The organism is Photobacterium sp. GJ3 (assembly GCF_018199995.1).
Lineage (GTDB): Bacteria > Pseudomonadota > Gammaproteobacteria > Enterobacterales > Vibrionaceae > Photobacterium.
This window is the reverse complement of the sequence record NZ_CP073578.1, coordinates 2,114,753-2,141,371: the sequence shown is the minus strand read 5'-3', so window position 1 is coordinate 2,141,371 and position 26,619 is coordinate 2,114,753. Positions and strand designations below refer to the sequence as shown.

Here is a 26,619-nt window from a genome sequence, read left to right as displayed (position 1 = left end):
ACTCCCATCGGTACCATACATAGAAAGGTCGCTTTTATAGCGGCCTTTCGTCGTTTTAGATGCTTGAAAATATTCGGCTTTTCAGGTTTTTACCTCCGTTTTCCTTTCCTGCTATCGCCTCTTTTCTTCCCAAAATAGACTCATTTTATCCGTCTTAAAATTTCTCCCATGGTCCATATATGGTTCATCGCATGACGATTCTGTGCGCAAGGGAATCCCAGTAAATCCAACAAACTCCGGTGACTGCTAACTCGCAAGCTAGTATTACCAAGGGCTTCGGACAGGAAAAACCATGGTGACTTTACGGTGCTATGAGGTTTTGGCTTTGCCTTTATGGAACAACTGATCGTTTTGATTGGTCGTCGAAAGTCAGTTTGAGATAGGCGGTTTTGCGGTGTGTGTTGGAAGGGCGCTGGGGTATATAAGACAATTACATTACACATTTTTTTTCGGAATTGACAGTTCGACTGTCGTACTTACAAGACTTAACTCACTAAAATATTGAGTATTTTAGGTTACGATGATTTATTTTGATATTTCAGTTGTGAGCAATCTATGAATAAACCTAATCTATTTCGATATGCTACCAGTGAGCTGTCTCAAGATGCATTTTTATGCTGGTTCCTATCTTGGGCAGATCCTCAGTACTGCCAGGTCGATGAGGCACTTCATCAATGTGCTTTAAGTTTTTTGAAATCATTGTTTAGTAAGCATGGTAAATCCTTGCCAACTGTTAACAAAGTCGAAATTACAAAACAAGATTCACATATAGATGTGCTGTGCATTGTTAACGATGAATTTGTAGTTCTCATCGAGGATAAGACCAAAACACGTGAACATTCTGATCAACTTTCTCGCTATTTCAATGCAATTAAGGGAAGGACTTACGAAGTAGATAACATCCTCCCGATATACTTTAAAACCTTTGATCAGTCTTGTTATCGCTCGATCGAATCAAATGGTTACAAGGTATTTTCTAGAAAGGACTTTTTAGATGTATTGAATAAGGGTGACAAAATTAATGACTCAATTTTTCTCGATTTTAGAAGACATCTACAGGAAATAGAAAAAAAGGTTAATAGTTATCTGACTACGCCTCCCGAAACTTGGTCAGGACAAGCATGGGCTGGTTTTTATATGCACTTGCAGAAGGAATTGGGGCAGGGCGAGAGCACGTATGCTCAGTTTTTATCCAAACCTTGGATTCCCGCCAATATTACTTGCTCCAAATAGGCTATATTCATGGCAGCTATTTTTTGCTTGCGCCTGATACTCGCCTTTTTGCTTGTTTCTAATCGAAGCATGTTAAGCGCCATGTGACGCACACCAGCCAGGAGTTCGGCGGCATTGCCACGATAGATTTGGCAAGCATCTTCCTTCATCGTGACATCAAGCACCCAGTGCAACCGATTTTCGATTTCCCAGTGACCTCGGACTGCATCGGCAAAACCTTCGGGGTGAGCACCGCAGAGCTAATGTAGTAGCGGTACTCCAGCGATTCTTTCCCTGCTGAGTCAATACGATAGCCAATAGCAACACCGACGCTTTGAAGCCCTTTCCAATCAGGGAAATCTGTCTTCAACTCCTGCGCTGGCATGACGTGGTATTCGCGCGCTTCAATACGCCCATGTCCGCGCTCGATGTCACACGCTGGGCTTTTTTCGAGCAATGGCGCCAACGCTTTTTGTACTGCTTTAGCCAGGCTTTTTTGGTTGCCTTTGACTGCTAATAGGTAATCGCCACCTTGCTCAACTATCTGCTTGGCGATATCGGTTTGACAGCCCATCGCATCGATAGAGACAAGACAACCTTTGATATCTAACAGCTTGAGCAGCTCAGGGATGGCGGTGATTTCATTGGACTTATCTTGGGTTTTAACTTGTCCCATGACAACGCCGTTGGCTGTCGCAAAAGCACTGACCATGTGGAGCGTTGATTGCCGATCTTCTCGGTTATAGGAGCTGCGTAACACCTTGCCGTCAATAGCAATAAGCTCGCCATTCGAATGGACGTTGGCTGCCTGCATCCATTTTAAAAAGCAGTCTTGAAACTGGTCAGGCTCAATGGAAGAAACAACCCTGGCAATCGTGTCATGGACAGGGATGCCCTGGCGAAAAAGTCCTTTGTCCTGTAGCCAATTGAGGTGAGCTTCGCCAAAGTCTTCGATATCTTCCCAGCCCTCCATACCAGCAATGGTGGCGCATACGGTCAGAAACAAAATGTCGAACAGTGGGTACGATATTTTTGCTGACTGCCGTGGGTCTTGAATCACTGAAAAGAATTGAGAAAAAGCATCGATATGCATCAGGAACTCCCGTAAAAAGGGGAGTATATGATCACAGCCAGCCTTGATCGTCAAACTGATCTATTTTGTTCAAAAAACGTTCGCGATCTTGCCCTGGGAATTGGGGGCTGGCGGATGGAAGTATGTAGCTAATCCCTCTGGTGGCTTTATGGGTTTTTGGTGTTTTGGGCGTGACGTTGATAATTCTGAAGTTTATGTTCAACTTGAAGAGCAGCAGCTTTGTATCAAAATTAAAGTACCTGATAAGGAGCTACGCAAAACAGAGCGCTCTCGGTGGTATAAAGAGATTAAGAATAAAGCTGAACAGAACGGGATCAAGCTTGCTAAGCCCTCTAAGTTTGGACTTGGAAAGTATATGACGGTTCTAGTAGATCAAACAGACTACATAAGTATGAACAAAGAAGGTTGTGTCGATATTTTAGATACGGTTAATAATCTCCGTCGAGTTGATAAGTTATTGGATTTTCTGGAATAAATTAGAAGTGAAAATTATATTAATCAAATACTTGTCTAACTGATAGGTATTTGATTATGCAAAGTAAAACCCGACTTACCACCACTTTCCTCAACAACCTTAAACCCAACCCTAGAACTGCAAAATCCGCTGATTACGAAGTCAATTTATCCGCTATGAAAGACTCTGGTTTACCTACAGGCGTTCGCTGTTTAGTTGGTAAGTCTGGCGGGAAGCGCTTCCTGCTGCGTTATACCAGTCCGGTAGCAGGTAAAAAGGCATCTATTGGTCTTGGTAAGCACCCTGAAACCGACCTATTCACATTGTGCAAAACAGCCAAAGAGTATTGATGAGATAAAATTCACTGTGGATTAGTCCATCGGCAACAAACCAAGTAGAAAGCACCATGTATGTACTATAAAATACTCGACTCACTTTCTAGTGAAACTAAGGCTTCCCATTGGTGGCTAATTCTTTTCAAGAGTTTGGTTCTGTTCGAACCATAGTGAATTAATTGTTTAAATGAATAGTAGGTGACTATATGGAATTTCTTTATCCAGCGATCGAACCTTTTAAATCAGGTCTTCTTGAAGTTGATGACGGTATTTTTATATATTGGGAAGCTTCAGGGAACCCAAATGGAATACCAGCGCTCTATTTGCACGGAGGTCCTGGAGGTGGCATTAAAAAAGGTTATCGTCGCCGTTACAATCCTCAAAAATATCTGATCATATCTTTTGAACAGCGAGGATGTGGCCGTAGTCGACCGTTGATCACTGACTCCTTGGATTTTCTTCATAAATTTGTTACCAATGAATATATTCTAGACATTGAGAAACTAAGGGTTCACTTGAATATTTCCTCTTGGTTGGTTAGTGGCATGTCTTGGGGAACGACCCTCGCTCTTGCATATGCCCAAGCATATCCATCCCGTGTTAGTGGTCTAGTTTTAGCAGCGATAAATTTGGCAACACCTAGCGAAGTTAGGTGGATTACCGAAGATATCAGAGCTATTTTCCCAGAGGAATGGAAAAAATTTAACGAAGCTGTATGTCCTAAATTAGGACAAAGACTAATTGATGCTTATTATGACAGTGTCTTAAGTCATGATGTTGGTGTTCGTCAACGAGCCTATGATGCTTGGTGCCAATGGGAAATCGCTCATGTATCACTCGACCCGTTGTCTACACCTAACCCGTCATTCGATGATGATACATATCGAGCAGTGTTCGCCACACAAGTGATTCACTTTTGGAAACATGGTGCGTTTATGGATAATTCACAACTTGTCAATAACATGGAGAGGTTAAATTCAATCCCAGGAGTTCTGATCCATGGGAGATTAGATGTTAGCTCCCCTATTGAAACAGCGTGGAAACTCAATAATGCTTGGAGCTCTGCTACTTTTGTAATCGTGGAGGACGAAGGACATGGTGGACCTAAGATGATTCAAGCTTTTGTAGAGGCGACAGACGAGTTGTTGCTTAAGTGTATTGATTGCGTAAGCAGATAAGGTGGTGCGTGAGCAGGTAACGGATTATGTCATAGACTCAAACCGTGCCATCACGAACTCAACAAATAAGCGTACCCGCATCGGCAGATGATCCCGATCGCGATAGAGCATGAACAGCGTTCTGGGTTGACTTTGCCAGTCGGCCAGGACACGGCTGAGCTCACCCTGCTTAATCATGGGCACGGCAAAATAATCCGGGATGTAACCAATCCCCAGGCCTGACTGAATGGCATGGGTCAGCATCCGGATTTCATCGACTTCCAGCCGTAACCCTTTGGCGGGCTGGTGGTCATATTCCAGACCGCTTTTCGGATGGACCAATTGCCAGATTGACATCGGGTGGCAGACAATCGACGGATGTTCGCTCAGCATCTCTGGATGCGTGATGGCCTGAACCGGATAATCCGGGTGTCCGCAGACAATAAAATGGATGTCTTTCAATGGGCGTGCAATCCAGTTTTCCACCACAGGGCTGCCAACCCGAAACACAACATCCATTGCCTGTGCTTCAATATCGATCAGTGAATTTGAAAATTGCAGGTCGAGCTGGATATCCGGATATTGCTGCAGGAAGTCAAAAAAGATGGTCCGCAAAAACTGGGAGCCTGCATTGATTGGTGCACTGATCCGGATTTTCCCTTGGGGTTCATGCTTATCCCGGTGCAAGTCTTCCCCAATGTCACTTAATTCATCAAACAGCGCTCCGGAGCGCTCAAAATACTGCTGACCGGTATGGGTGAGTGACACACGGTGGGCGTCGCGGTTCAGTAGCCGCAATTGAAGATCCGTTTCCAGCTGGCGGATGCGTCGGCTGAGCGTGGACAGTGGCATGCCTAACTGTTCTGCCGCGGCTTTAAAGCTGCCCATTCGGGCAACGGTACAAAAGCAGCGCAGATCGTCGAGGGAATAGTTAGATTTCATTTTTGGCATCTACCGTTCTGAAATTGCTTATTTATCCAGATATTGAAACCAATAGACTAGCGGTTATCTTCTGACAAGTCATCTGGAGTTCTGATGCAATCACCTTCACCACTGAAAGCTGTGGCCCTGCTCATTTTATGTACCTTCTTTTGGGGCAGTTGCTTTCCGATTGGCAAACATGCCCTGAATGAAGTACATGCACTCACACTGGTCTTCTGGCGTTTTACCATCGCGGCGGCCTGTCTGGCGCTCTACATGCTGATCATGGGGCGGAGCGGTTTGTGTTAACCGTCAGGCAATGGATCTGGGTTGTCGCGGTCAGCGCAGTGGGGGTCGGCGGCCTGAATCTCGGGCTCTTTACCGGACTGGAACACACGGCGGCAACCAATGGTTCGCTGATCATGGCGCTCAGCCCGCTGACGACTGCACTCATTGCCTGTGTCGCGATGCGCACTTTGCCGACCCGGCTGCAATGTCTCAGTCTTGTGGTCAGTTTATCTGGCGTGCTGGTGGTGATCACCAACGGTCATCTGGAGGCGCTGCTCAAGATGCAATTCAATCAGGGCGATAAAATGATCTTCTGCGGCATGTTTGCCTGGAGTTTTTACACTTACTGCAGTCAGGGCATCAGCCGCTGGATGCCTGTTATCCCATACACCTTTGTCGGCATGCTCAGTGGTGCGACTGTGATTGGGCTGATGTGTCTGGCCACGCCGGAAGTCCGCCCGTTTGCAGCGCTGTTCAGCAGTTCTACTGTCGGGATGACGGAAGTGGTTTACATTGGCGTCTTTGGCACGGTGGCCGGTTATCTGCTGTGGTTGAATGGTGTCCGGGAACTGGGGTCGCAAACAGCCGCTCTTTTCTTTAATTTCGTTCCGGTTTTTGCAGTGCTGACGGCCTTCCTGATGGGGCAATCGGTCACCCTGCTTCAGCTTGCCGGTATCGCGATTGTGATTCTGGGGCTGCTGTTGCCAAGATTGCCGGGATTCAGAAAAGCGACGCAGGCGGTATAAAAAATCCGGGAGTGCCACGACTCCCGGTCATGATTACAGCTCTGCCAGTAACTCATAAGATCGCAGCTTTTTCTCCTGATCAAAGATCAGGGCATTGGCCATAATCTCATCGGCCTGGGTGCGTTCGACCAATGCCACCAGACGCTTGCGAACGGTTTCAGGATCCCCATGGATCGACTCCCGTAACTGGGATTCAATCTGACGTTTTTCATGGGGCAGCCAAACCGATTCCATACTCCAGACCGGCGGTGGAATTTTGCCCTGAACACCCCGGATCATATTGAGGAATTTCTGTTTTTCGGTGGTGCCCAGATACTGCGCTTCTTCATTTGTTTCAGCCACAATGATGTTGACACCGATCATCACATAGGGTTTTGCCAACTGCTCAGAAGGCTGGAAATGTTCACGGTAGATTTGAATGGCGCGCATCATGGCATCCGGCGCGAAGTGGGATGCGAAAGCGAACGGCAATCCTTTGATCCCGGCCAGCCGGGCGCTGTAGGTGCTCGAGCCGAGCAGCCAGATAGGAACCGCCGAATTGTTGCCCGGATAGGCTTTGACGGGCTGATGCGGGGAAACCGGCCCCATGAAGAATGCCAGTTCTTCCAACAGCTCATCAAAATTCGGATCCATGCGTTCCGGATCCCGTCGCAGCGCATGCATGGTCGGGTAGTCGGTGCCCGGCGCACGGCCCAGTCCCAGATCAATCCGCCCCGGATAGAGCGCTTCCAGCGTGCCGAATTGCTCGGCAATCACCAGCGGCGCATGGTTGGGCAGCATGATCCCGCCAGAACCCAGACGAATCGAGGACGTTTGTGCCCCGATATGGCTGATCAACACCGATGTCGCAGCACTGGCAATATCCGGCATATTGTGGTGTTCCGCCAGCCAGAATCGCTTGTAACCCCATTGTTCCGCATGTTGCGCTAACGAGAGAGAACGCGCATAAGTGGTCGAGAAATCGGCGCCTTCAACAACAGGCGCTAAATCTAAGATTGAGCGTGGCGGTAGTGTCATGGACCCTTCTTTCAGATAATTGATGCCAGAGTGTCAGACTATGCCTGTTAATTTGAATCGGGTAAACGGTCAGAAAAACGCTTGGTTTTACTGATTATTTTGATGATTGCTCGTTCTGTTCCTGACCTTGTTCCGAGACATGATTCGAACGCTCAAACGCCATTTCTTCATGGATACGGTCTTCAAACTGCATAAAGAGTTTGAGGTAGTTATTGTCAAATCGCTCGCCTTCTCTGGATTCTCCCAGCCAGGCTTCATACAGACTGGATGACAGTTCGTCATCAACCCGTTTGTAGGCGGTTTTCTGCTGCTGGGCCAGGCGGGCTGGGTGACCCAACTCCCGCAGGGCTGCGGCACCAATTTCCAGTGCTGAATGGTAGGTTTCAGATTCAATCACATCAGCACCTGCCTGACGAAGCCGGTAACTGTGGCCCCGGTCATAGGCGCGGGCAAGTACTTTCACTCGCGGATAGTTTTGTTTGATGTGTTTGACCAGCATGATGCTGCTTTCCGGGGTGTCCATGGCAACCACGACCATGGCGGCATGCTCAATCCCTGCGGTATGGAGCAGATCGGGGCGGGTTGCATCGCCGAAATAAGCCTTGGTATTAATTTTTCGCATGGTATCAATGATGGTCGATTGATGGTCCAGCACCACGGTTTTGACGCCATTGGCAATCAGCAAACGGTTGACGATCTGACCGAAACGGCCGATCCCGGCGATGATCACCGTGCCTTGCTCATCAATTGGATCGGCTTCGCGCTCATTTGAAGAATGCTCGAAGCGGGGCAGAATGACTTTGTCGTAGAAGATAAACAGCCCCGGCGTGAACATCATCGACAAGGCAACCACCAGTGAGAGGGTCTGGGCAAGCTCAGGGGGCAGGACATGGTTCTGCACGGTAAAGCTGATCAGGACGAACCCGAACTCACCGGCCTGCGCCAGACTTAGGGCAAATAACCAACGGTTGCTGTTTCGAATCCTGAAAATAAAAGCGAGCACGAAGAGCACCAGTGCTTTGATGAGCATGATGCCCAGTGTCAGAGCAATCACGGTGAAGAACTCGCTGAACAGGATGTTGAAATTGATCCCAGCACCAACGGTAATAAAGAACAAACCCAGCAGCAGCCCTTTAAAGGGATCGATGTTGGATTCTAATTCATGGCGAAATTCACTGTTCGCCAGTACCACCCCGGCAAGAAAAGTCCCCAGCGCCGGAGACAGACCGACCAAACTCATCAGAATGGAGACACCCAGCACCAGCATCAGTGCGGTGGCGGTGAAAATTTCCCGCAGACCTGAAGCAGCGACAAAGCGAAATAAAGGGCGGCTGAGATAGTGCCCGCCAACCACCACAAAGGCAATGGAGGCGGTGATCACCAGGCCATAAGCCCAGCCGGGTAGCCCGGCCACCAGACTGAGCTCTTCATGATGTTCTGCTGCCGCCGCGGTTGCTGATTGCGCCTGTGCAATTAACTCAGGTAATGCCAGCAAGGGCAGTAACGCCAGCATGGGGATCACGGCGATGTCCTGAAACAGCAACACAGAGAAAGCGTTTTTGCCGCCTTCCGTCTTTTCCAGCCCTTTCTCGTTGAAAGTCTGGAGCACAATGGCGGTGGAAGACATCGCCAGAATCAGTCCGATTGCCAACGCCAGTGTCCACGGGAGTTCAAAAAGAAGCCCCACACCGGTAAAGGCGAGGGCGGTCAGCCCAATCTGTAATCCACCCAGACCGATAAGGCGATGACGCATGGCCCAGAGTGATTTGGGTTCAAGTTCCAGGCCCACCAGAAACAGCATGATCACCACACCAAACTCGGCAAAATGCTGAATCGACGTGGTTTCTTCACCCACTAAGCCAATGACCGGCCCGATCACCACGCCAGCAATGAGATAGCCCAGCACGGAGCCCAGCCCGAACCGCTGTGCCAGCGGTACAGCTATGACGGCTGCAATCAGGTAAATAAAGGCATAGATAAGATATTCCGTCATGTCATTTCCTCTGGCCGGTATGGCTGCCAGTCAATTGAGTCACAGAGTGTTAGTTATATGACAGACCGGGCGTATTTCAAAGGTGTCTTTGAGTGGCCGTCATCGTCCGATCCAGTTGCGCTTCATTGAGCTGATGGAAACCGGTGAGGGGAGTGGGCTGTTCAGAAAGCATCATGTCTCCGGAGCAGTGACCCGAATCGCAGGCAAGGATTGCTGCCAGCCTGAGGCAGAAAAACAAACGCATTTTCTGCATGAGGGAAACACAGGGATCACACAGAATTTATCTTCTATTGGCGGCTGACAGGAGCTCATTATGTCGATAAAAACATCAAAACTGATCAGTAATAATGTCGATAAATCGCCCGGATCTGGCCTTCACGAAGTCCATCCATTTCATTGTATTGCGCCCGCAGATCGACGGCACTGTCTGTAAACCCCAGATAGGACAGAGTGACGGCAGCCTGATGTCTGAAATTGCTGCTGGCGTACTGGTTCCAGACTGTGCTCGCCGACAGGTTCATTTTCACGTCATGACGGAAGTAGCTGATAAGCCCCATATCGACGCCAATTGCGCCCCAGGCGATGTCTGTATTGAATGACAGTTCAGTATCGACCGTGGCGTAAGTCAACATGGCGTGATTGATGGGATAACTCAGCCCCAAGCCACCAGAGAAAAAGAATCGTTTGTTCTCCCGCTCAGAAAAATCCGTGCCGCGATCCCACTGAATCGAAAACTTGCCGGACAGCCCGCCAAACAGCGGATCATAAGGTAGGTAGCTCTGGATGCCGTATAGGGTGAAGTTGTCGAGATTGAAACTGTTTTGATCAGCACTGACCGAAATTTTCATCAGTTCCAGTGAGGATTCGCTGAATGCATTGCGGTTATCATCCGTCAGTGTATGTGAAGCTGGCAGCCAGGTTGCGGTGAGATGCGGTTCGCCCGTATTAGACCATCGGGTGCCGAGGTGCCATTGAGCATCTTTGTTCCGGTTGATGGGATTTTTAAATTCACTCAAATCAACAGCGTACGATGCAAATTCTGTGTCATAGGCTGTCAGCTTTGCGGTGTTTTCGGCATAGATCTCCTGGGAGATGTCTTCATTTTCCAGCAAATACTGGTTCATGGCCTGCGCGAATTCCCAGGTCAGGAATTGCTCGCCAGCGGAAATCTGGGGGTCGTTGAAGCGGGTTTTCAGATGACCGGCGATGAGCTGCGCAAGCAGCGACTGTTTGGTTTCATCTTGCTGAGATGCACCATAGGCCCGTAATTTCCAGCCCGTTGAAGGAGTAATGCTGGTTTGCTGAATCATGTGGTGCCGCTGGGCGAGTTGGATCATATCCAGCGGACTCAGCCAGTCGCGGCGGTGTTCCATCAAATCCGGATTGGCAATCGCCAGTATATTGAGCGTAATGGAGGCGCAATTTTGATTGTGGAAAAAATAATCAATTCGAGTATCTTTTAATTCCCACAAGTGTAATTGGATCAGCTGTTTGTTTTTGTCTGACATTGCCAGCTGATATTCAAAAACGTTTCTGCCTTCGATGTTTTTATAAAAACTCAGGCTTTCCCGGTAGGGCGAGACAATAAAGTAGCCTTCTTTGCCGACGACCAGAGAATCAAACATGATTTTGGGTAAGTTGAATCCATCAACTTCGGTAAAAAAAGAAACAGCATGGCCGGGATTGTTTTCATTGTCGCTGAGTTTGAGAAACGTGTGGCCCATGAAGCTGCTCGGGCTCATCAGATTTTCAGAAGCATAGGTCAGGCTGATATTTTTTGCGGAAACAGCGTCTAAAAATGCCTGCAGATCCGGGCAGCGGGAAAAGTCAGGTGGCGAAACTTGTGTACTGTGTTCAGACAGCCATTGGGCTCTGGCCGGAAAACGGCAGATGTAATCCTGAGTATGCTCCGGGTTGGTCACTTGCGCTAAATTGGCTTCAATCTCAGCCTGAATGTTTGTTGGATCCGACGAGAAATAAAAATCGTCGTCTTGAATGTTGAGTGAATGATCACTCACATGGAGCAATGCGGAAAACTGGGCAATGGCAGCCGCGTCACTACTGATTATACCGGCGGACACCGCTGAACCGGCCAGTGTCGGCTGAATGCTGGCGAACCAAAAAAAAGAAGCCCCCAAGAGGCTTCTTAACATCAATTGTTTATCAAACTGCATGAATACGAATGCTTAGTTACAGTTGATTTGCAGGGTATCCTGGTAACGCCACATTTTTTCAGAAGCGAAGTCGGTGGTTGAACCGAAAGCACCGCCTGACAGAATGTTGACGAAGAAAGTTGGCTCTACTTCTTTGTTTAGTGCGATTTGTTGTTCACACTTCGCAGAAGTCACTTTCAGTGTTTTGTTTTTGTTTTCTTTTTTCACAGTGATGATGCCCGGTGCAGTTTGCTCGATGCCATCAACTTCTACAGTGAATTTCTGATCAGAGGAAGAAACAACGTTAATACGCTGGTTTTCATCGGTCAGAATGGTAGAACAACCCACAGCAGTCAGTGTTGCACCCGCAACAATCAGAGTTTTCAATACTTGCATGATATATCCAATCAATAAAAGCGATAAAAAGCGCGCTGATTATACATTTAATTTTATATTTGACAATGTTATGACAAGGCTTGATGGTTATTTTTATAAAAACCAGTCAACATTTTTAGTAAAAATTAAATTTGTTTATTATAAAAATACAATGTTCATATATGATTTTTCTCGGCGGTTTCTACATTTTCATGTGTGTTTCTCTGTATTTGATACAGATATTCCCAAGAGGAATTCTTGGACAAAAGGACCGATTTATGAGTCGATTTTAGTTTCATCATCGATGTAAATCTGTCGCATTCTGTCATGGATATTCAGGACTGGTATTTGTCATCGTTGCTTCGGCGGCGCTCTGGTACCGGTTGAGTGAAAAATGATGTATGTCAGTTGGCCTTCAAGGGATAGAGCACAATGAAAAAATAGTATTCATGATCCTGCTCGGACTCTCAGCAACAAACGCACAAGCCGAGGTCAAAGCAGGCAGAAGTTCGACAGAAAGTTCGGATGGCTCGGTTGTTGAACTCAGTTTTAAGAATTGTCACCAAAAGCCGGTAAAAATTACGGGCCTGAGTGGGGAAGGCGTTTTGCTGACCATTGATAAAGAAGGTTTTTCTCACACGCTGGCAAGCTGGCAACAGATTGAATTTATCGTGCCGAATGAAGCTGCGAGAAAATATACTTTCACTTTCTCTGGTGATGCTTCTGAAGTGAAGCAAGTGAGAGTCTGGCGAAAAACCTACGATGTTGAAGGCTAATCATCTTTGGTATGGCATCTGTCTTTGGTTTCAAGAGGCAGATTGCTGTTTTTCGTCTCCCATAATCGGACAGTCATCTTAAGATTCAATTGGGACAGTCAGGTTAACGTCTTAGTTGGACAGTCGCACTAGAGCAATGCGTGCTGGGACAGTCATATTAAGTAAAAGCAGATTCTAGCCGTCATGAGGCTCAATGAAACACTATTTGAGTTTTACTGGATATGGCAATTGCATTGATGTTTAGATGAACAATCAGTCTACTTAGTTTGACCCGATATACAGGCGAGCGGGATACTCGTTTAGAGGGGGAGGCTTGTTGAGACTTCTGGCTTACGGAATACGTAATCCTGTTCTCCGCTTTCGATTTAATACTGGCATGGCCGATTGAATGGCAACAAGGGAGCCAATGAGTGCACCTTTCTCGATTTGTGTACAGATTTTCAACCATGTCTGATGATTCAAGCCGAGTCGTGCCAGAATGGGTTGTTGCCTTGATTCAATTTGGCCATGTTTGCCCGCTTTGATTTGCCGCCCGGTCCAGTCGAGGAGTTTCAGATAATCCAACAAGCGGAACGGGAGTCCGTCCGGCATGTCTTTTCTCGGATTTCCAGCGAAAGGAAACAGAGAAGGTGCAGAGGCTTTCGTTTGTCGAAGTGATTCAATCCGTGTTTTTACCGATGTAAAGTCGGATGTTTCCGGTGTCTCAGCAACCCCGGCCCGAACCGGGTTCAAGTCGACATAGGCCATGGCGGCGGCCAACGCTTTATCATCCAGCAACGCCTGACTTTTGAAACGACCTTCCCAAAAGTGACCCGTACAATCGTCTTCTCGATTGGCTTCACTGGCAATGAATTGATTGAGAAGCCGCATGAACCAACTAATGGAGCAGAGTCTTTCCCGCCAGGTTCGGATGATTGCGAGGCATGCCTTTTGCTCAGACTTCGATGAGATTTCCCCCTGTAAGTACCGCTGAATCAGTACCGGCGCCTGGTGCAACGTGAGCCAGCGCTGAATGACCTCGTATTCAGAAAGTTGATGGACTCGCTTGGTGTTGATATGCAGCACTAAATGATAGTGATTACTCATGATTGCGTAAGCACAAACATCAATGCAAAAGACGCTGGCAATCCGCTTCAATCGCTTTTCGACCCAGCCGCGACGGTGTTCATAGCTCGTCTGAGTCAACTCATCGTACCCGCAAAGAAAAGAGCGACGGACACACCGAGAAACACAATGGTAATAGGGCGTTGCTTCGACACTGATCAGTTGGCTGCGTGCTGTGGTCATAGTTTTTCATCGAATAGGACTGGATGCATAAACAGTATTTCAGTTTGGCACTCTGGGAAAGATGCAAATGATGAAGACGAGAATTCGGTCTGAAATTGATGAAAATGATAGAGGTGTTTTTTGCTTGAGGTACTTAAGATGCCTGTCCTCACTCAAGTAAAGCGCAAGTAAAGCGGGACAGTCACCCATAGAATTACCATCAACCATCAAACAGGACAGTCACCTATAGAATTGAAGGCTCAGGCAAAGCTCAATGATTAACTGTCTGTCCCATAGAGACTCCGAAAGGGGTTTAAGGTGCCTGTCCTTATAACTTCCCGCTATACAACCTCGGCGCACTTCGGTGCGGTAGGTGAATCAGGTTCAGATTGTTGTGCCGCGCCCAGCGGACGGTCATGGCGGTGGGGGCGGAGAGGCTGACCAGCGTGCCGATTTTGGCGCGGACGGCCTTCTGAATGAGCTCCAGGCTGCACCGGCTAGTGATCACGGCGAAGCCGGATTCCGGGTTGATGCGGGCAGTCGCCATGGCGCCGATGAGTTTGTCGAGCGCATTATGACGGCCGATGTCTTCCCGGCAGAGTTGAATGCCCCCTGCGGCATCCACGTAGAGCGCGGCGTGCAATGCGCCACTGCTGCGGGCGACTTCCTGCGCTGCGCTGATGCGCGCACGTAAATTGTGCAGCAGGCTGGCCTGAGGTGGTGGGACAGGCGTAAGTGGTGTTAAGGGTGGCAGTGCCTGTTCAATGGCTTCCACACCACAGATCCCGCAACCGCTGGTGCCCGCCAGTTGCCGGCGGTGATCTTTCAGCGACCAGAAAGCGCGGTTGGATATCTCCACTTCAGCATGATGCGAATCACACCCGGCTGTCAGTGTGATTTCGTAAATTTCACTCACGGAACGGACAATGTCATTGCTCAGACTGAAGCCTTTGACGAAATCTTCAATATTGCCCGGCGTCACCATCATGACGGCCTGACTGATGCCGTTATAACTGATCGACAGTGCGGTTTCGCTGGCTAACACGGCACTGTGTGTTGTCGCTGCAGAATCATCCTCAAGGAGCTCAACATAACTGAACGCATCGGGTGAAGGCGGGGCTGCGTTCACATCGGTCATGTCATCGGCTTTGTTGTCAGAGTCACTCATGTTGATGCCTGCACCTGGGGGTTTGAAAGAATACAGACAGGCTACGCAACTGCCTGTCCGTTGTCCATTGAGAGAGGGGCTCCAGCAATTGCATGGGGTTGAGGCTGGCGAGAGGGACCATGGCAAGGCGCAGACTGCCCACCAGTTGTCCCCGGCAGCTTGCGGCTTCCGCCTGTAAGCCGTCATGCGCAGCGAGCAGGGTTCGGGCCCAGGCCAGAATGCGCTCGCCTTCCTCTGCGAATCCGCATGGAGAGGGTTGGCTGCGTCATGTGGCAGAGCGCTGCCGCCTGACCAAAATGCTTGGTCTGATCCAGTGCGATCCGGTACTTCAGTTGTTTGATATCCATGGTTTACCCTGAGGGTTTGTTTTGATTTGGGAAATGCGAATACCCCGTCGCCCTGAAAATGCAGCGAAATAACGGTTGCTTCAGGGTGTCTGGGGCAGGGGCCACAGACTCTAATTATGGTGCAAAATATGTAATTGTTGTGGGGTGTTGACGTTCTGAAGCCGTGGATCGTTCTCATCACATTCGATGGCAATCACATCATGCTGTTTCAGAATCGTCATCAGACTGCGTTCACCCGATTGCCATGCAGCCTCAAATGCGGGCAGTAAAGCCGTCGGAATCAGACTGAACATGGGCTGCCACTGGGTGCCTTGTCTGATCATCGCCGGACGCGGTTTTGCATCATTGATTAAAGTCGCTATGTGCTGAACCAGTGCCAGGTCAATGCAGGGGGCATCACAGGGAAAAACCATCAGCCATGGGTGCCGGGCTGTTTGCAGGCCTTTGAGGATCCCCGCCAGCGGACCGGGGAAGTCTTGTGTGTCATCGCAGAGCGTCTGGTTACAGTAAGGGGCATACATTGGCTGATTTCGGTTACAGGAAATCAGCAGGTCATCGGTCAAAGGCCGGACAATCTCAGCGAGGTGGGCGATGAAAGGTTTGCCATGAAGAAGGACCAATCCTTTGTCTTGCCCCCCATCCGGGAGCCCTGACCACCAGCGAGCAATAGTACTGAAAAAGGAGCGGAGATTGGGTTCATGTCATTCACAGCCTGTTCATCTATCGGTCTCAAAAATATATTGTTTTCACCGTCCAGTCCAATAAACACCATTGATGATTTGATAGATAGCATTGATGAACACCGCTTAATTCAGTACATAAGCCACTGGCTGCAACGGTTGGGGTAACTCGTGTGGCCCAGTGCATTCAGTCGGTCGCGCTCAATGGTGCGAAACAGCGCATCGGTGGGCAAGTCGTTTTCATCGCAGCAAAGGGGTCTTCCAGCTCTTCGCCAATGGCATCCAGGCCGAAAAGGGTATAGCTGACAATGGTCGTGAATAAGGGCGTCAGCCACCCCAGCGGCTCGGCCATCGCGAACGGCAGTAGAAGACAGAAAATATAGATGGTCCGGTGCAGTAACAGGGTATAGGGAAATGGCAACGGCGTCCCTTTAATCCGCTGGTCCCACTGGTAAGTTACGGCGATCGCACCTACACGCCAACGTCCAAATTTGTCGCCATCCAGTTGGAAAAAGCGGGGACAGACAACCGAATCCCTTCAGAGCGGCTTCACTCACAACCAGCCAGTGATTCTGATGTACACCCTCTGAGGCTACCATGTGTTTTGGGGTAAGGTGCAGGTTGGTGGCGACAGTCAATCATATGATTCGTGAATTCAATGCAGATATACGGTCAATAATGGCAGATGTCTGTAGGTTCGGTTGTGATTCTTTAGCTTTTTGAGATATCTGGAATGAATGCAACGTTATGCATTGATACTTATGTCATTGAATGTGTTTGAGCTAATCTCAGATGGCAGTATGAAAATAATGGAAAATTTTAATATGGAGAGTACCGATGGCAGCGATTATCCATGATATTAAGCAAGACTTTGTACCTGATGTCACAGAAGGCTCTGCGGTTACCGTGAACTTTGTCGTTGATTCGAATAATGAGCCAGAAATACCAGGGGCAAAAATTGAGGCTGCATTAACAGGTAATGCGCGTGTTACACATATGTCGTACCCTGGTTCAGGGTCTGAATTATTTATCTCTGCAGATGGAAAAACAGCTTCTATTACAAGTACGGCTGAACAGAGTGCTGGTTGGACAAGTAAAAGAACAATTTCACTACTGGTAAATGACATACCACCGGGTGAAGAAAAATTTATTGTCGGACAGTTACACTATTATAATCATGAAGGTATAAAGGGGCCGGGGTTCGACATTACGCTTAAACGCTCAGCTTCTGGTCTGCAACCAATATTAAGTCGAGCAGAATTCAAATCATCCTGGCAGGATTGGGAATCGCAAGGTTACATTTATAGTTATGAAATATTGCTGAAAGCATCATCTGATCCAATTACGCATTGGAAAGTTTCGTTTTCCGATTTGCCTCCAGGGACAATCATTGCGAGTGTCACATGGCCGGAAGTTGTGCTTGATGGTTCAGAAGGTGTGGTTGAATTAAAAACACCTAAGGATGGGAACTACCTTATCAATCCAGATACTGAGTTACCAATCGCGATTCAATTGCTGTACCCAGCTCAAGAAGGTGAACAGGAAAAGTTCAAGAAACTCTATAATTTACAAGGTTATGACCTCAGCTAGTGGTAGGCCATAACGTTCTGGGCTGTATCAGGGATACAGCCCAGACATTTTCATGAATAACGAGCTGAAAATTAATCCGACAGGTATTGCTGTTTGTATTTTGAAGCTTTGGCAAAGAAAGGCAGCAGGAGCCCAATCACCACAATTGCAACGGCAAATTCAATCACTTCAAACTCAATCAGCATGATCGCAGAGATCAAAAACAGCAGGCTGAGCGAGATGATAATCCCCCAGTGAACATAAGGATGTCGTTTTGAAAATTTGGCATAGCTGATGATCATGTTTACCCTCTGCGCTGCATGCTTCTGTACGTTCCCAAACCGGGCGGCATACGATTAACTTTATTGCCAGTCACCGGATTCATCTGGAATCATCACCTGAAGTATATGACACGATTCACAGTTTTACAGAAAACGCGGTGGCTTAACGGTGGAAATGAGCGGAGAGGCGTGATTTTTGCCGGGTAGGCGGAAGCAATGCGTCAGATTTGGCGCTTGAAGCAGGCACCCAATGTGGGTGCCTGTGTGAGGGAGTGTTATTTCAGATCAAAGCGGTCGGCATGCATCACTTTGGTCCAGGCGTTGACGAAGTCGGTCACAAACTTCTCTTTGGCGTCATTGCCGCCATAGACTTCTGCAATCGCACGCAGCTGAGAGTTTGCGCCGAAAACCAGATCAACCCGGGTGGCGGTCCATTTGACCTGACCCGTTTGACGGTCATGGCCTTCAAACGCATCCGCATCGCTGCTGGTCGCTTTCCATTCGGTGTTCATATCCAACAGATTCACGAAGAAATCATTGGTCAGCACGCCCGGTTTGTCGGTGAAAATACCGTGTTTTGAGCCACCATGGTTGGCGCCCAGCGCCCGCATCCCGCCTATCAGCACCGTCATCTCTGGTGCGGTCAGGGTCAGCAATTGCGCCCGGTCGAGCAGCATTTCTTCGGCGGGTACGGAATATTTTGTTTTCAGATAGTTTCGGAAGCCATCGGCAACCGGTTCCAGCACATCGAAAGACTCCGCGTCGGTTTGATCATCGGTTGCGTCGGTCCGGCCTGGGACAAAGGGCACGGACGTTGAAACGCCTGCATCCTGTGCAGCTTTTTCAATCGCTGCTGCACCACCGAGTACAATCAGGTCCGCCAGTGACACGGCTTTATTGCCCGATTGCGCCGCGTTGAAATCTTTCTGAATCCCTTCAAAGGTACTCAGTACTTTTTTCAGCTGATCCGGCTGATTGACTTCCCACTGATTCTGAGGAGCCAGACGAATCCGCGCACCATTGGCACCGCCCCGGCAATCTGAACCCCGGAAGGTCGCAGCAGAGGACCAGGCGGTATACACCAATTCCTGAACACTCAGGCCCGAGGCCAGAATGGTCTGCTTCAGCGCGGTCACGTCGCTGTCGTTGATCAGGTCATGATCGACTTCAGGGACAGGATCCTGCCAGATCAGATCTTCAGCGGGCACTTCCGGACCCAGATAGCGAACTTTCGGACCCATATCGCGGTGCGTCAGCTTGAACCAGGCACGGGCAAAAGCATCGGCAAATTCATCCGGGTTATCCCGGAAATGCTCAGAGATTTTGCGATACGCCGGATCTTCCCGCATCGACATATCCGCTGTGGTCATCATGATGTTGACACGTTTGGATGCATCTTCCGGATCCGGTGCCTGATTTTTATCTGTGACGGTTTTGACTTTCCACTGATTGGCACCTGCCGGGCTTTTTGTCAGTTCCCACTCGTTGCCCAGCAGCATCTCAAAGTAGGTGTGATCCCATTGGGTTGGTGTGGGGGTCCAGGCGCCTTCCAGGCCACTGGTAATGGCATCCCGGCCTTTCCCGTTGCCGTGGGCATTTTTCCAGCCCAGGCCCATCTGCTCAATCGGTGCGGCTTCCGGATCCGGGCCAACCAGCGCGGCATCACCGGCACCATGGCATTTCCCGAAGGTGTGGCCTCCGGCTGTCAGTGCGACGGTTTCGTAATCGTTCATGGCCATCCGGGCAAAGGTCTCGCGAACATCCCGGCCGGAACCGAGCGGATCCGGGTTCCCATCCGGGCCTTCCGGATTGACATAGATCAGACCCATCTGAACCGCAGCCAGTGGATTTTCTAAATCGCGATCGCCACTGTAACGTTTGTTGCCCAGCCATTCGTCTTCGGCACCCCAGTAAATATCTTCTTCCGGTTCCCAGATATCCGCCCGGCCCCCGCCAAAACCAAAGGTTTTAAAGCCCATGGACTCAAGGGCGACGTTACCGGTCAGAACAAAGAGATCGGCCCAGGATAATTTATTGCCGTATTTTTGTTTGACAGGCCAAAGCAGGCGGCGTGCTTTATCGAGGTTGCCGTTATCCGGCCAGCTGTTCAGTGGTGCGAAACGCTGGTTCCCGGTTGAGGCACCGCCACGGCCGTCACCGGTACGATAGGTGCCGGCTGCATGCCAGGCCATCCGAATCATGAGTGGACCATAATGACCATAGTCGGCTGGCCACCAGTCCTGAGAGTCTGTCAGAATGTGTTCAATGTCTTGTTTAACGGCTTTGAGATCGAGCGTTTTGAATGCTTCTGCGTAGTTGAAGTCTTCGCCCAGTGGGTTTGACTTTTTGTCGTTCTGATGCAGGATTTTCAGGTTGAGTTGATTGGGCCACCAGTCTTCATTTCTGGTCCCTTCTCCGCGTAAGTTGGTGTTGCTGCCGTGCATGAACGGACAACCGCCCGATGCTGCACTTTTACCGTTGCTCATACATACTCCTTGGATACTCAGGTATTTGTATCGGGTTTTGAAGCGCTACCTTTCGAGTTACATCATTGAATATAGTCCGAAGCGCAATCGAATAAAGACGTTTTTATCAATGGCTGTCATCGGTTTTTTCTATCGTGTGAATCCATATTCATCCGAGGCCGTATGGTGGGTAATGAAGAAGAGGGAATCATCAGAAATTCTGATGAAATCAATGCAGTTGAGTGCTTCTTTGCCGGTCAGTCAGCTGGCATTGGCGTTTCAATCACGGCAGCAGTGAAGCCGGATGATTCGGGACAATTGAAGGATCGCCTGAGTATGCCGTTCATCCAGCTCGAAGGACGTGTTCAGCCGCAGACAGTGGTTAAACTGCGTGCCGGGTGAAAACATTTTGCCTGGTGCGAGGGTGATCTGCGCTGCCAGTGCCTGTGCGTAAATCGCCATGGTATCAGAGGTTTCAGGCAAGCGAAGCCACACGAAATAACTCCCGTCCCCGGCAATGATCTCGACCTCTGTCGGGAGAGTCTGTGCCAGTAATTTGCACATGGCTTTCTTCCGTCTGTCCAGCGTTCGCCGGAGTTGTCTCAGGTGGTGTTCATAGTTTCGGGTACTGAGATAATCAACCAGCGCCAGCTGAATCGGTACGCTGGTGGTCAGGGTACTCATGAGTTGAAGTTTCTGAATGTCCAGTGCGCGCTTGCCTGCCGCCACCCAGCCGATCCGGAACCCGGCAACCAGAGATTTGGAAAAGGAGGAACACAGCATCACATTGCCATGGACATCAAACGCTTTGGCAGGGAGAGGCTGCTCTGTGCCTCCGTAGAGCTCGCTGTAGACATCATCTTCAATCAGCGCGACCTGATACTTATTCAGCAGGATCATGAGCTGCCGCTTTTTCTCCTCCGTCAGCGTGAATCCCAGCGGGTTCTGATGATTGGTCATCAGCCAGCACGCCTTCACCGGATGAGACTGAAAGGCCCGTTCCAGCGAATCCAGATCAATGCCGGTTCTGGCATCGGTTCTGACGGATAAGGCTTTCAGGCCAAGGCGCTCCAGCGATTGAAGCGCGCCATAAAAAGTGGGGGATTCCACCACCACCCAATCACCGGGGCGTGTGACGGCTTGCAGGCTCAGGTTCAGCGCCTCCAGCGCGCCAGCGGTGATCACAATTTCATCTGGTGAAATGCTGATCCCTTTGGCGGCGTAGCGCTGGGCAATCATGGTCCGCAAGGTGTCGTTCCCCGGCGGTAAATTATCCAGCGCATTCGAAACCGACATGCTGCGGGCGGCATGCATCAGCGATTTATTGACCTGATGCCGGGGATACAGGTTCGGATCCGGATAGGCAAAAGCGAAATTGACCATATAGGGTTTTCGGCTGGCTTGCAGGACATCAAAGATGAAACTGTTGATGTCGACCGCCTCGGCCGTTTCGACAGCGGCATTCTGAGGCTGGGAAGGCATTTGGATGCTCTCGGCGACGGTGTAACCCGAACGGGGATGTGCGACCAGCCAGCCTTGAGACTCGAGTTGCTGATAGGCATGCATCACCGTCATCAGGCTCATGCCTGCGTGTTCCGCCTGCTTTCGCAGCGACGGCATTTTTTCACCGGCACGCCAGATGCCTGATTCAATCTGATGGCGGATCTGCGACGCCAGTTGTTCATACTTCGCCAAAGTAAGTCCCGGAATAGAGGAATGAAAGGAAGTGGAAATATAACAATTTTTTAATAAAACTGTTATAGGTTTTGAGTTTGGTTCTGTATCTGTTTTTTCGATTGGGTTCTTTCAATATAAGCGTGCTTTTCAATGACTCAATAGGAAGCTTATGTTTGGACTCGATGCTTTCATGCTCGCGCGGATACAGTTCGCATTTACCGTTTCGTTTCACATTATTTTTCCGGCCATCACCATTGGGCTGGCAAGCTATCTGGCTGTTCTGGAAGGACTGTGGCTGAAAACCCGTCAGCAAGATTACAAAACGCTATACCACTTCTGGTCGAAAATCTTTGCCGTGAACTTTGGCATGGGCGTGGTTTCCGGGTTAGTCATGGCGTACCAGTTTGGCACGAACTGGAGTGGTTTCTCTGAATTTGCCGGCAGTATCACCGGCCCCTTGCTGACCTATGAGGTGCTCACAGCCTTTTTTCTTGAAGCTGGGTTTCTGGGCGTGATGCTCTTTGGCTGGAAACGGGTCGGAGATAATCTGCACTTTTTTGCGACCTGTATGGTTGCACTGGGTACCATTATTTCAACGTTCTGGATTCTGGCCTCAAATAGCTGGATGCATACCCCGCAGGGTCATGAAATCATCGACGGACAAGTGGTGCCTGTGGATTGGTTTGCGGTGATTTTTAACCCTTCTTTCCCGTATCGGCTCATGCATATGGGGGTTGCAGCTTTCCTGAGTTGTGCACTTTTGTAGGGGCATCTGCCGCATGGCACCTGCTGCGTGGCAATCAAAGCCGGCCAATTCGGACGATGTTTTCGATGTCGATGTGGATGCTGGTGTTTGTCGCACCCATTCAGGCATTCCTGGGGGATTTGCACGGACTGAACACGCTGGAATATCAGCCAGCTAAAATCGCAGCTATGGAAGGGCACTGGGATAACAGCACCGGAGAACCGACGCCGCTGATTCTGTTCGGCTGGCCGAATATGGAAACAGAACGCACGGATTATGCGGTTGAAATTCCGGCCATGGCCAGCCTGATTCTGAAACACAGCCTGACTGAACCCATTCCGGCCCTGAAGGATTTTCCGGCAGATGAACGTCCTTATGCGCCCGTCGTATTCTGGTCATTCCGCATCATGGTGGCGCTGGGGTTGCTGATGATCGTACAGGGGCTGATGAGCTTGTGGCTTCGTAAGAAAAAGAAACTTTATCAGCACACCGGATTTTTGAAGTTTTCTCTGTGGATGGGGCCCACAGGGTTGATTGCCATTCTGGCAGGCTGGATCACCACGGAAGTGGGGCGTCAGCCTTGGGTGGTTCACGGATTACTGAGAACAGATGCAGCCGTGTCTGCCCATGGCGATCTGCATATGAGTCTCAGTTTGCTGACGTTCTTCGTGGTTTACAGTCTGGTCTTCGGATTTGGTTACTACTACATGGTGCATCAAATCCAGAAAGGGCCGCAGCCCGGTGATGAAGCCGTTCCTCATGATCTGCCAACCGTTTCCGGTCGGATCTGAAGCATCAATATTTGAATAAGAACGAAGGAAGGAGACAGCGATGGGTGTAGATTTATCGGTCATCTGGTTTGGCATCATTGTATTTGCCACGCTGATGTATATCACCATGGATGGCTTTGATCTGGGCATTGGGATTCTGATGCCTCTGGTGAAAAACGCGGAACAGAAAGATGTGATGGTCAATTCAGTTGCGCCAGTCTGGGATGGGAATGAAACCTGGCTGGTTTTGGGAGGCGCGAGTTTATTTGGTGCGTTTCCGCTGGCTTACGCAGTGATCACTGATGCGCTGACGATTCCTTTAACCGTGATGCTGATTGCACTGATATTCAGAGGTGTGGCGTTCGAGTTCCGGTTTAAAGCGCTGCCTTCCCATCTGGGATTCTGGGATAAAGCCTTTATGGTGGGTTCACTGGTGGCGACGTTCTGTCAGGGTGTCGTGGTGGGGGCTGTCATCGAAGGTTTTCCGGTCGAAGGCCGACAGTTTGCCGGGGGCGCTTTTGACTGGCTGGCCCCGTTTCCGTTGTTTTGCGGCCTTGGGCTGGTGATTGCGTATGCGTTGCTGGGATGCACCTGGCTAACCATGAAAACTGAAGGCGAGCTTCAGGCCACCATGTATCTTCTGGCGCCCAAAATTTTGCTTCAATTACTGGCGGTGATTGTCGTGGTGAGCGTGTGGACGCCTCTGGCGAATCCGGATATCGCGGAACGCTGGTTCAGCCTGCCGAATTTGATTTATTTCGCCCCGGTGCCTTTGTTGACTGTGTTGCTGGCAGCACTCTTGATTATCTCGGTGAAAAAACGCAGAGAAATTCAGCCTTTTGTCGTGTCGCTCGGGCTGATCTTTCTGGGATTCAGCGGGCTGGGGATCAGCTTGTGGCCGAATATCATTCCGCCGGATGTGACCATCTGGCAGGCAGCGGCGCCGCCTCAAAGCCAGGGGTTCATGCTGGTGGGTGCCCTGTTTATCATTCCTTTTATCTTGCTGTACACCTTCTGGAGCTACGCTGTATTCAGCGGCAAAGTGGACCCGGAAGAACATTATCATTAACGGAGCGCAACGGATGAAAACTCAGACACTGAAACAATACGGTTGGCTGGCGTTGATTTGGGGCAGCAGCGTGGTCGCATTGGGGTGTGTTTCCTGGTTGTTCCGAACGCTGATGAATGCGGCAGGGTTAACCGCTTAATTCGCTTTCGCACGGAAAACAAAAAATCCGATGACGGGGTCATCGGATTTGTTCTCACTGAAAAATCAGGCTTTTTTCAGTTTCTTCTTCAGCTTTTTCAGCTTGTCGGAGTGCTTCGCAACTTTGGCTTTACGCACTTTGATTTCTTTTTTCAGTTTCTTCGCTTTCTTGGTGACTTTTGCCATTTCATTTCTCCTTTGGGTTCAATGAGTGAATGGCTGACAGGAAAGGAACTGCTGTTTTGCCTTACGTATCAACCTGATCCTGAGATCACATGCGTGAGTGAACCACTGTCAGGATGCCTGTGAATTTTCTTTCACAAACTGACGGATAAAGCGGCGGACTTCACGTGCCGCGCTGGTGTCCAGTTCTTCGCACAAAGCAACAAAAGCATCCCGTTCTTCACCATTGATTCTGATGACTAACTGGCTGTTTTTCTTACCTGCTTTGACTTTATTGCGATTGGCCATCCGGGTTCACCATGAAACACGCATAGACAATGTATATACACTCGCTATGCATTCAGCAAATTTACAGCATGATTTTTGCGAGGTTTAGCACGCTAAATCCGGGCCGCTCTTCCGTCGCCTTGGTGACTGAGGTGAAGTCCAAATCCGGACCAGGACCAAGAGATAGGTGTTGTTGAGGTGATGAAAGTGCAGGTGTTGGCGTGAAAACATATTTTGTGATGAAAAAAGGGATGATGTACAGCGCCCGAGAAAACGTGAGTCCGGATGATCTGAAAGCTCAGTATCAGGCGTGTCAGGATGCCGGATTGATGCTGGTAGCGGATTCGGTGGAAGCCGAATCGGAAGCAGATGCGATTCGCCATGTGAAGTCATTATCAAACTGGATGATTGTGCTGGCACTGACCGGGATGCTGAACGCGATGTTCATGTTGTTTGTTGGAGAATCGCCTGTCAACGTGGTCATTATGTTTGGTGCCGTTGCCGTCATGTTCGGGATGTCCGGGAAAGCCCGCGCGATAGAAAGTGAAGCACTGAAAGCTTTGCGTAAAAACCAGTAATTTCCAGAGTGAGCTGTTTGCTGAGGGAAGGATGATATTAGCACTTTGTGCCGTAGGGCTTTTTACGTTCTATTTGATTTTTCAGGAAGACGATGTGATTTATGCTGATGTCATGCTGGCTTCCATTGTGATGGTCATTTATGCCGGTGTTCATCATGTATTTCATCCAGAGATCATCAAACAGATTCACCGGGCTGGCGTCCTGCTTTACCTCGTGCCGCTCGCTTCTTATGGGGCGATTTTATTTCCGGGCTGGCATACGAAGTATTCAGAAACCACCACCATTATCCTGGGCTGGATTGGGTTGGTTTTATCGTCTTTTTGTCTGATGTTATTGATTCTGATGATGGTCTGAACGGATGTTTTGACGACGTCTATGAAAGGATACAGCCTGCTGAATCTTCTCTGTGACGCGCGCCACTATTCAAGCACTGAGTCAGTTGTCGGGTGGGAATATCGTGCGATATTTTGACTGAACTGATGATTGTCAAACCCTTGGGGGAAATTTTTGGAGATGCGCATGAACAGAATGCATTTACTGGCCGCAGTCGCAGCGGCAGCGATTTTATCTGGCTGTGCCGAACGGGTGGCAGAAAAACCCATCGGACTGGCGAACCCGGCGGCGACTTACTGCGTAGAAAAGGGTGGCAAGCTCGACATGGTGACCGAAGACGGTCAACGCGTCACTTATTGTGTGTTGTCGGATGGTCGCAGAGTCGAAGCATGGCAATATTTCCGGGAAAATCACCCGCAGCTGGACGAAGCGGATACCCTGTAAACGGCCTGAGAAACCACAACATATGTTGTGGTTTTTTTCATTGTGCTGCGGTTGTTCCCGCAATCGTGTCAGGGAATGTAAATCTGTTGCTGCTTCGGGATAGATCTTCATTGCTGAG

26 protein-coding genes and 4 pseudogenes are annotated in these 26,619 nt (G+C 49.3%); 15 read left to right on the top strand and 15 right to left on the bottom strand.

The window, feature by feature from the left end:
* Positions 1–555: 555 nt before the first annotated feature.
* Positions 556–1,233, top strand: a complete 678-nt coding sequence (locus KDD30_RS09625; protein ID WP_211645665.1) for a PD-(D/E)XK nuclease family protein — start codon at positions 556–558, stop codon at positions 1,231–1,233.
* Here KDD30_RS09625 and KDD30_RS09620 read toward each other — a convergent pair.
* Positions 1,182–2,305, bottom strand: a pseudogene (locus tag KDD30_RS09620) (ISAs1 family transposase). The gene KDD30_RS09625 and the pseudogene KDD30_RS09620 overlap by 52 nt on opposite strands.
* Before the next feature lie 43 nt (positions 2,306–2,348).
* On the opposite strand from KDD30_RS09620, the gene KDD30_RS09615 reads away from it, so the two are divergent.
* The 3 genes from KDD30_RS09615 to pip all read left to right on the top strand — a co-directional run bounded on the left by KDD30_RS09615 (position 2,349) and on the right by pip (position 4,272).
* Positions 2,349–2,780, top strand: coding sequence for a hypothetical protein (locus KDD30_RS09615; RefSeq protein WP_211645664.1), 432 nt, complete (start codon positions 2,349–2,351; stop codon positions 2,778–2,780).
* Positions 2,781–2,836: 56 nt separating this feature from the next.
* Positions 2,837–3,109: an Arm DNA-binding domain-containing protein gene (locus KDD30_RS09610; RefSeq protein ID WP_249199118.1), complete on the top strand. Its 273-nt coding sequence runs from the start codon at positions 2,837–2,839 to the stop codon at positions 3,107–3,109.
* Positions 3,110–3,300: 191 nt separating this feature from the next.
* A complete protein-coding gene (pip, locus tag KDD30_RS09605; protein ID WP_211645663.1) occupies positions 3,301–4,272 on the top strand; it encodes a prolyl aminopeptidase in 972 nt (323 codons plus the stop codon).
* 24 nt (positions 4,273–4,296) lie between these two features.
* Here pip and KDD30_RS09600 read toward each other — a convergent pair whose 3' ends face one another.
* Positions 4,297–5,193, bottom strand: coding sequence for a LysR family transcriptional regulator (locus KDD30_RS09600; protein WP_211645662.1), 897 nt, complete (start codon positions 5,191–5,193; stop codon positions 4,297–4,299).
* A gap of 93 nt (positions 5,194–5,286) precedes the next feature.
* Here KDD30_RS09600 and KDD30_RS24515 point away from each other — a divergent pair, with 93 nt between their 5' ends.
* Positions 5,287–5,481, top strand: a complete 195-nt coding sequence (locus tag KDD30_RS24515) for an EamA family transporter (RefSeq protein WP_249199116.1) — start codon at positions 5,287–5,289, stop codon at positions 5,479–5,481.
* Positions 5,475–6,206: a DMT family transporter gene (locus KDD30_RS09595; protein ID WP_249199106.1), complete on the top strand. Its 732-nt coding sequence runs from the start codon at positions 5,475–5,477 to the stop codon at positions 6,204–6,206. The genes KDD30_RS24515 and KDD30_RS09595 overlap by 7 nt, the downstream gene beginning before the upstream one ends.
* A 33-nt stretch (positions 6,207–6,239) precedes the next feature.
* Here the strand turns inward: KDD30_RS09595 and KDD30_RS09590 are convergent, their stop codons facing one another.
* Positions 6,240–7,223, bottom strand: coding sequence for an LLM class flavin-dependent oxidoreductase (locus tag KDD30_RS09590; RefSeq protein ID WP_211645661.1), 984 nt, complete (start codon positions 7,221–7,223; stop codon positions 6,240–6,242).
* A gap of 94 nt (positions 7,224–7,317) precedes the next feature.
* The gene (locus KDD30_RS09585; RefSeq protein ID WP_211645660.1) at positions 7,318–9,216 is read right to left on the bottom strand and encodes a monovalent cation:proton antiporter-2 (CPA2) family protein; all 1,899 of its coding nucleotides are present in this window, start codon (positions 9,214–9,216) and stop codon (positions 7,318–7,320) included.
* A gap of 97 nt (positions 9,217–9,313) precedes the next feature.
* On the opposite strand from KDD30_RS09585, the pseudogene moaA reads away from it, so the two are divergent.
* Positions 9,314–9,412, top strand: a pseudogene (moaA, locus tag KDD30_RS24850) (GTP 3',8-cyclase MoaA); the annotation flags it as partial.
* Positions 9,413–9,554: 142 nt separating this feature from the next.
* Here moaA and KDD30_RS09575 read toward each other — a convergent pair.
* On the bottom strand, positions 9,555–11,390 hold the full coding sequence (locus KDD30_RS09575) for a DUF4105 domain-containing protein (protein WP_211645659.1): 1,836 nt from the start codon (positions 11,388–11,390) through the stop codon (positions 9,555–9,557).
* A 12-nt stretch (positions 11,391–11,402) separates the two neighbouring features.
* The gene (locus tag KDD30_RS09570; RefSeq protein WP_211645658.1) at positions 11,403–11,765 is read right to left on the bottom strand and encodes an adenosine deaminase; all 363 of its coding nucleotides are present in this window, start codon (positions 11,763–11,765) and stop codon (positions 11,403–11,405) included.
* Between the two features lie 380 nt (positions 11,766–12,145).
* Between KDD30_RS09570 and KDD30_RS09565 the strand changes: the two genes are divergently transcribed.
* A complete protein-coding gene (locus tag KDD30_RS09565) occupies positions 12,146–12,520 on the top strand; it encodes a hypothetical protein (protein WP_211645657.1) in 375 nt (124 codons plus the stop codon).
* Between the two features lie 330 nt (positions 12,521–12,850).
* Here the strand turns inward: KDD30_RS09565 and KDD30_RS09560 are convergent, their stop codons facing one another.
* The 5 genes and pseudogenes from KDD30_RS09560 to KDD30_RS24510 all read right to left on the bottom strand — a co-directional run bounded on the left by KDD30_RS09560 (position 12,851) and on the right by KDD30_RS24510 (position 16,402).
* Complete coding sequence (locus KDD30_RS09560; protein WP_211645656.1) at positions 12,851–13,807, bottom strand: transposase; 957 nt, start codon at positions 13,805–13,807, stop codon at positions 12,851–12,853.
* A gap of 307 nt (positions 13,808–14,114) precedes the next feature.
* Positions 14,115–14,954: a formate dehydrogenase accessory sulfurtransferase FdhD gene (gene fdhD / locus KDD30_RS09555; protein WP_211645655.1), complete on the bottom strand. Its 840-nt coding sequence runs from the start codon at positions 14,952–14,954 to the stop codon at positions 14,115–14,117.
* Positions 14,955–14,985: 31 nt separating this feature from the next.
* A pseudogene (locus KDD30_RS09550) lies at positions 14,986–15,301 on the bottom strand (LysR family transcriptional regulator); the annotation flags it as partial.
* Between the two features lie 110 nt (positions 15,302–15,411).
* The gene (gene mobA / locus KDD30_RS09545) at positions 15,412–15,969 is read right to left on the bottom strand and encodes a molybdenum cofactor guanylyltransferase MobA (RefSeq protein ID WP_256449237.1); all 558 of its coding nucleotides are present in this window, start codon (positions 15,967–15,969) and stop codon (positions 15,412–15,414) included.
* Positions 15,970–16,168: 199 nt separating this feature from the next.
* Positions 16,169–16,402 carry a bestrophin family protein gene (locus KDD30_RS24510; protein WP_249199101.1) on the bottom strand — a complete coding sequence of 78 codons (234 nt, stop codon included), beginning with the start codon at positions 16,400–16,402 and terminating at the stop codon, positions 16,169–16,171.
* Positions 16,403–16,818: 416 nt separating this feature from the next.
* Here KDD30_RS24510 and KDD30_RS09535 point away from each other — a divergent pair, with 416 nt between their 5' ends.
* The gene (locus tag KDD30_RS09535) at positions 16,819–17,571 is read left to right on the top strand and encodes a hypothetical protein (protein WP_211645653.1); all 753 of its coding nucleotides are present in this window, start codon (positions 16,819–16,821) and stop codon (positions 17,569–17,571) included.
* Positions 17,572–17,642: 71 nt separating this feature from the next.
* Here the strand turns inward: KDD30_RS09535 and KDD30_RS09530 are convergent, their stop codons facing one another.
* From KDD30_RS09530 to KDD30_RS09520, 3 genes are all read right to left on the bottom strand, one after another.
* On the bottom strand, positions 17,643–17,852 hold the full coding sequence (locus KDD30_RS09530; RefSeq protein ID WP_211645652.1) for a hypothetical protein: 210 nt from the start codon (positions 17,850–17,852) through the stop codon (positions 17,643–17,645).
* A 254-nt stretch (positions 17,853–18,106) separates the two neighbouring features.
* Positions 18,107–20,317: a catalase/peroxidase HPI gene (gene katG, locus KDD30_RS09525; protein WP_211645651.1), complete on the bottom strand. Its 2,211-nt coding sequence runs from the start codon at positions 20,315–20,317 to the stop codon at positions 18,107–18,109.
* Between the two features lie 258 nt (positions 20,318–20,575).
* Positions 20,576–21,991 carry a PLP-dependent aminotransferase family protein gene (locus KDD30_RS09520; protein ID WP_211645650.1) on the bottom strand — a complete coding sequence of 472 codons (1,416 nt, stop codon included), beginning with the start codon at positions 21,989–21,991 and terminating at the stop codon, positions 20,576–20,578.
* 151 nt (positions 21,992–22,142) lie between these two features.
* On the opposite strand from KDD30_RS09520, the pseudogene KDD30_RS09515 reads away from it, so the two are divergent.
* From KDD30_RS09515 to KDD30_RS09505, 3 genes and pseudogenes are all read left to right on the top strand, one after another.
* A pseudogene (locus KDD30_RS09515) lies at positions 22,143–23,509 on the top strand (cytochrome ubiquinol oxidase subunit I).
* Positions 23,510–23,549: 40 nt separating this feature from the next.
* Entirely contained in the window at positions 23,550–24,557 is a 1,008-nt protein-coding gene (gene cydB, locus KDD30_RS09510) for a cytochrome d ubiquinol oxidase subunit II (protein WP_211645649.1), read from the top strand.
* A 13-nt stretch (positions 24,558–24,570) separates the two neighbouring features.
* Complete coding sequence (locus KDD30_RS09505) at positions 24,571–24,696, top strand: DUF2474 domain-containing protein (protein WP_211645648.1); 126 nt, start codon at positions 24,571–24,573, stop codon at positions 24,694–24,696.
* A gap of 293 nt (positions 24,697–24,989) precedes the next feature.
* Here the strand turns inward: KDD30_RS09505 and KDD30_RS09500 are convergent, their stop codons facing one another.
* Positions 24,990–25,166: a hypothetical protein gene (locus KDD30_RS09500; RefSeq protein WP_211645647.1), complete on the bottom strand. Its 177-nt coding sequence runs from the start codon at positions 25,164–25,166 to the stop codon at positions 24,990–24,992.
* A 200-nt stretch (positions 25,167–25,366) separates the two neighbouring features.
* On the opposite strand from KDD30_RS09500, the gene KDD30_RS09495 reads away from it, so the two are divergent.
* The 3 genes from KDD30_RS09495 to KDD30_RS09485 all read left to right on the top strand — a co-directional run bounded on the left by KDD30_RS09495 (position 25,367) and on the right by KDD30_RS09485 (position 26,501).
* On the top strand, positions 25,367–25,723 hold the full coding sequence (locus tag KDD30_RS09495; protein WP_211645646.1) for a hypothetical protein: 357 nt from the start codon (positions 25,367–25,369) through the stop codon (positions 25,721–25,723).
* Positions 25,724–25,754: 31 nt separating this feature from the next.
* On the top strand, positions 25,755–26,078 hold the full coding sequence (locus KDD30_RS09490) for a hypothetical protein (RefSeq protein ID WP_211645645.1): 324 nt from the start codon (positions 25,755–25,757) through the stop codon (positions 26,076–26,078).
* Positions 26,079–26,243: 165 nt separating this feature from the next.
* The gene (locus KDD30_RS09485) at positions 26,244–26,501 is read left to right on the top strand and encodes a DUF333 domain-containing protein (protein WP_211645644.1); all 258 of its coding nucleotides are present in this window, start codon (positions 26,244–26,246) and stop codon (positions 26,499–26,501) included.
* Positions 26,502–26,619: the final 118 nt, after the last annotated feature.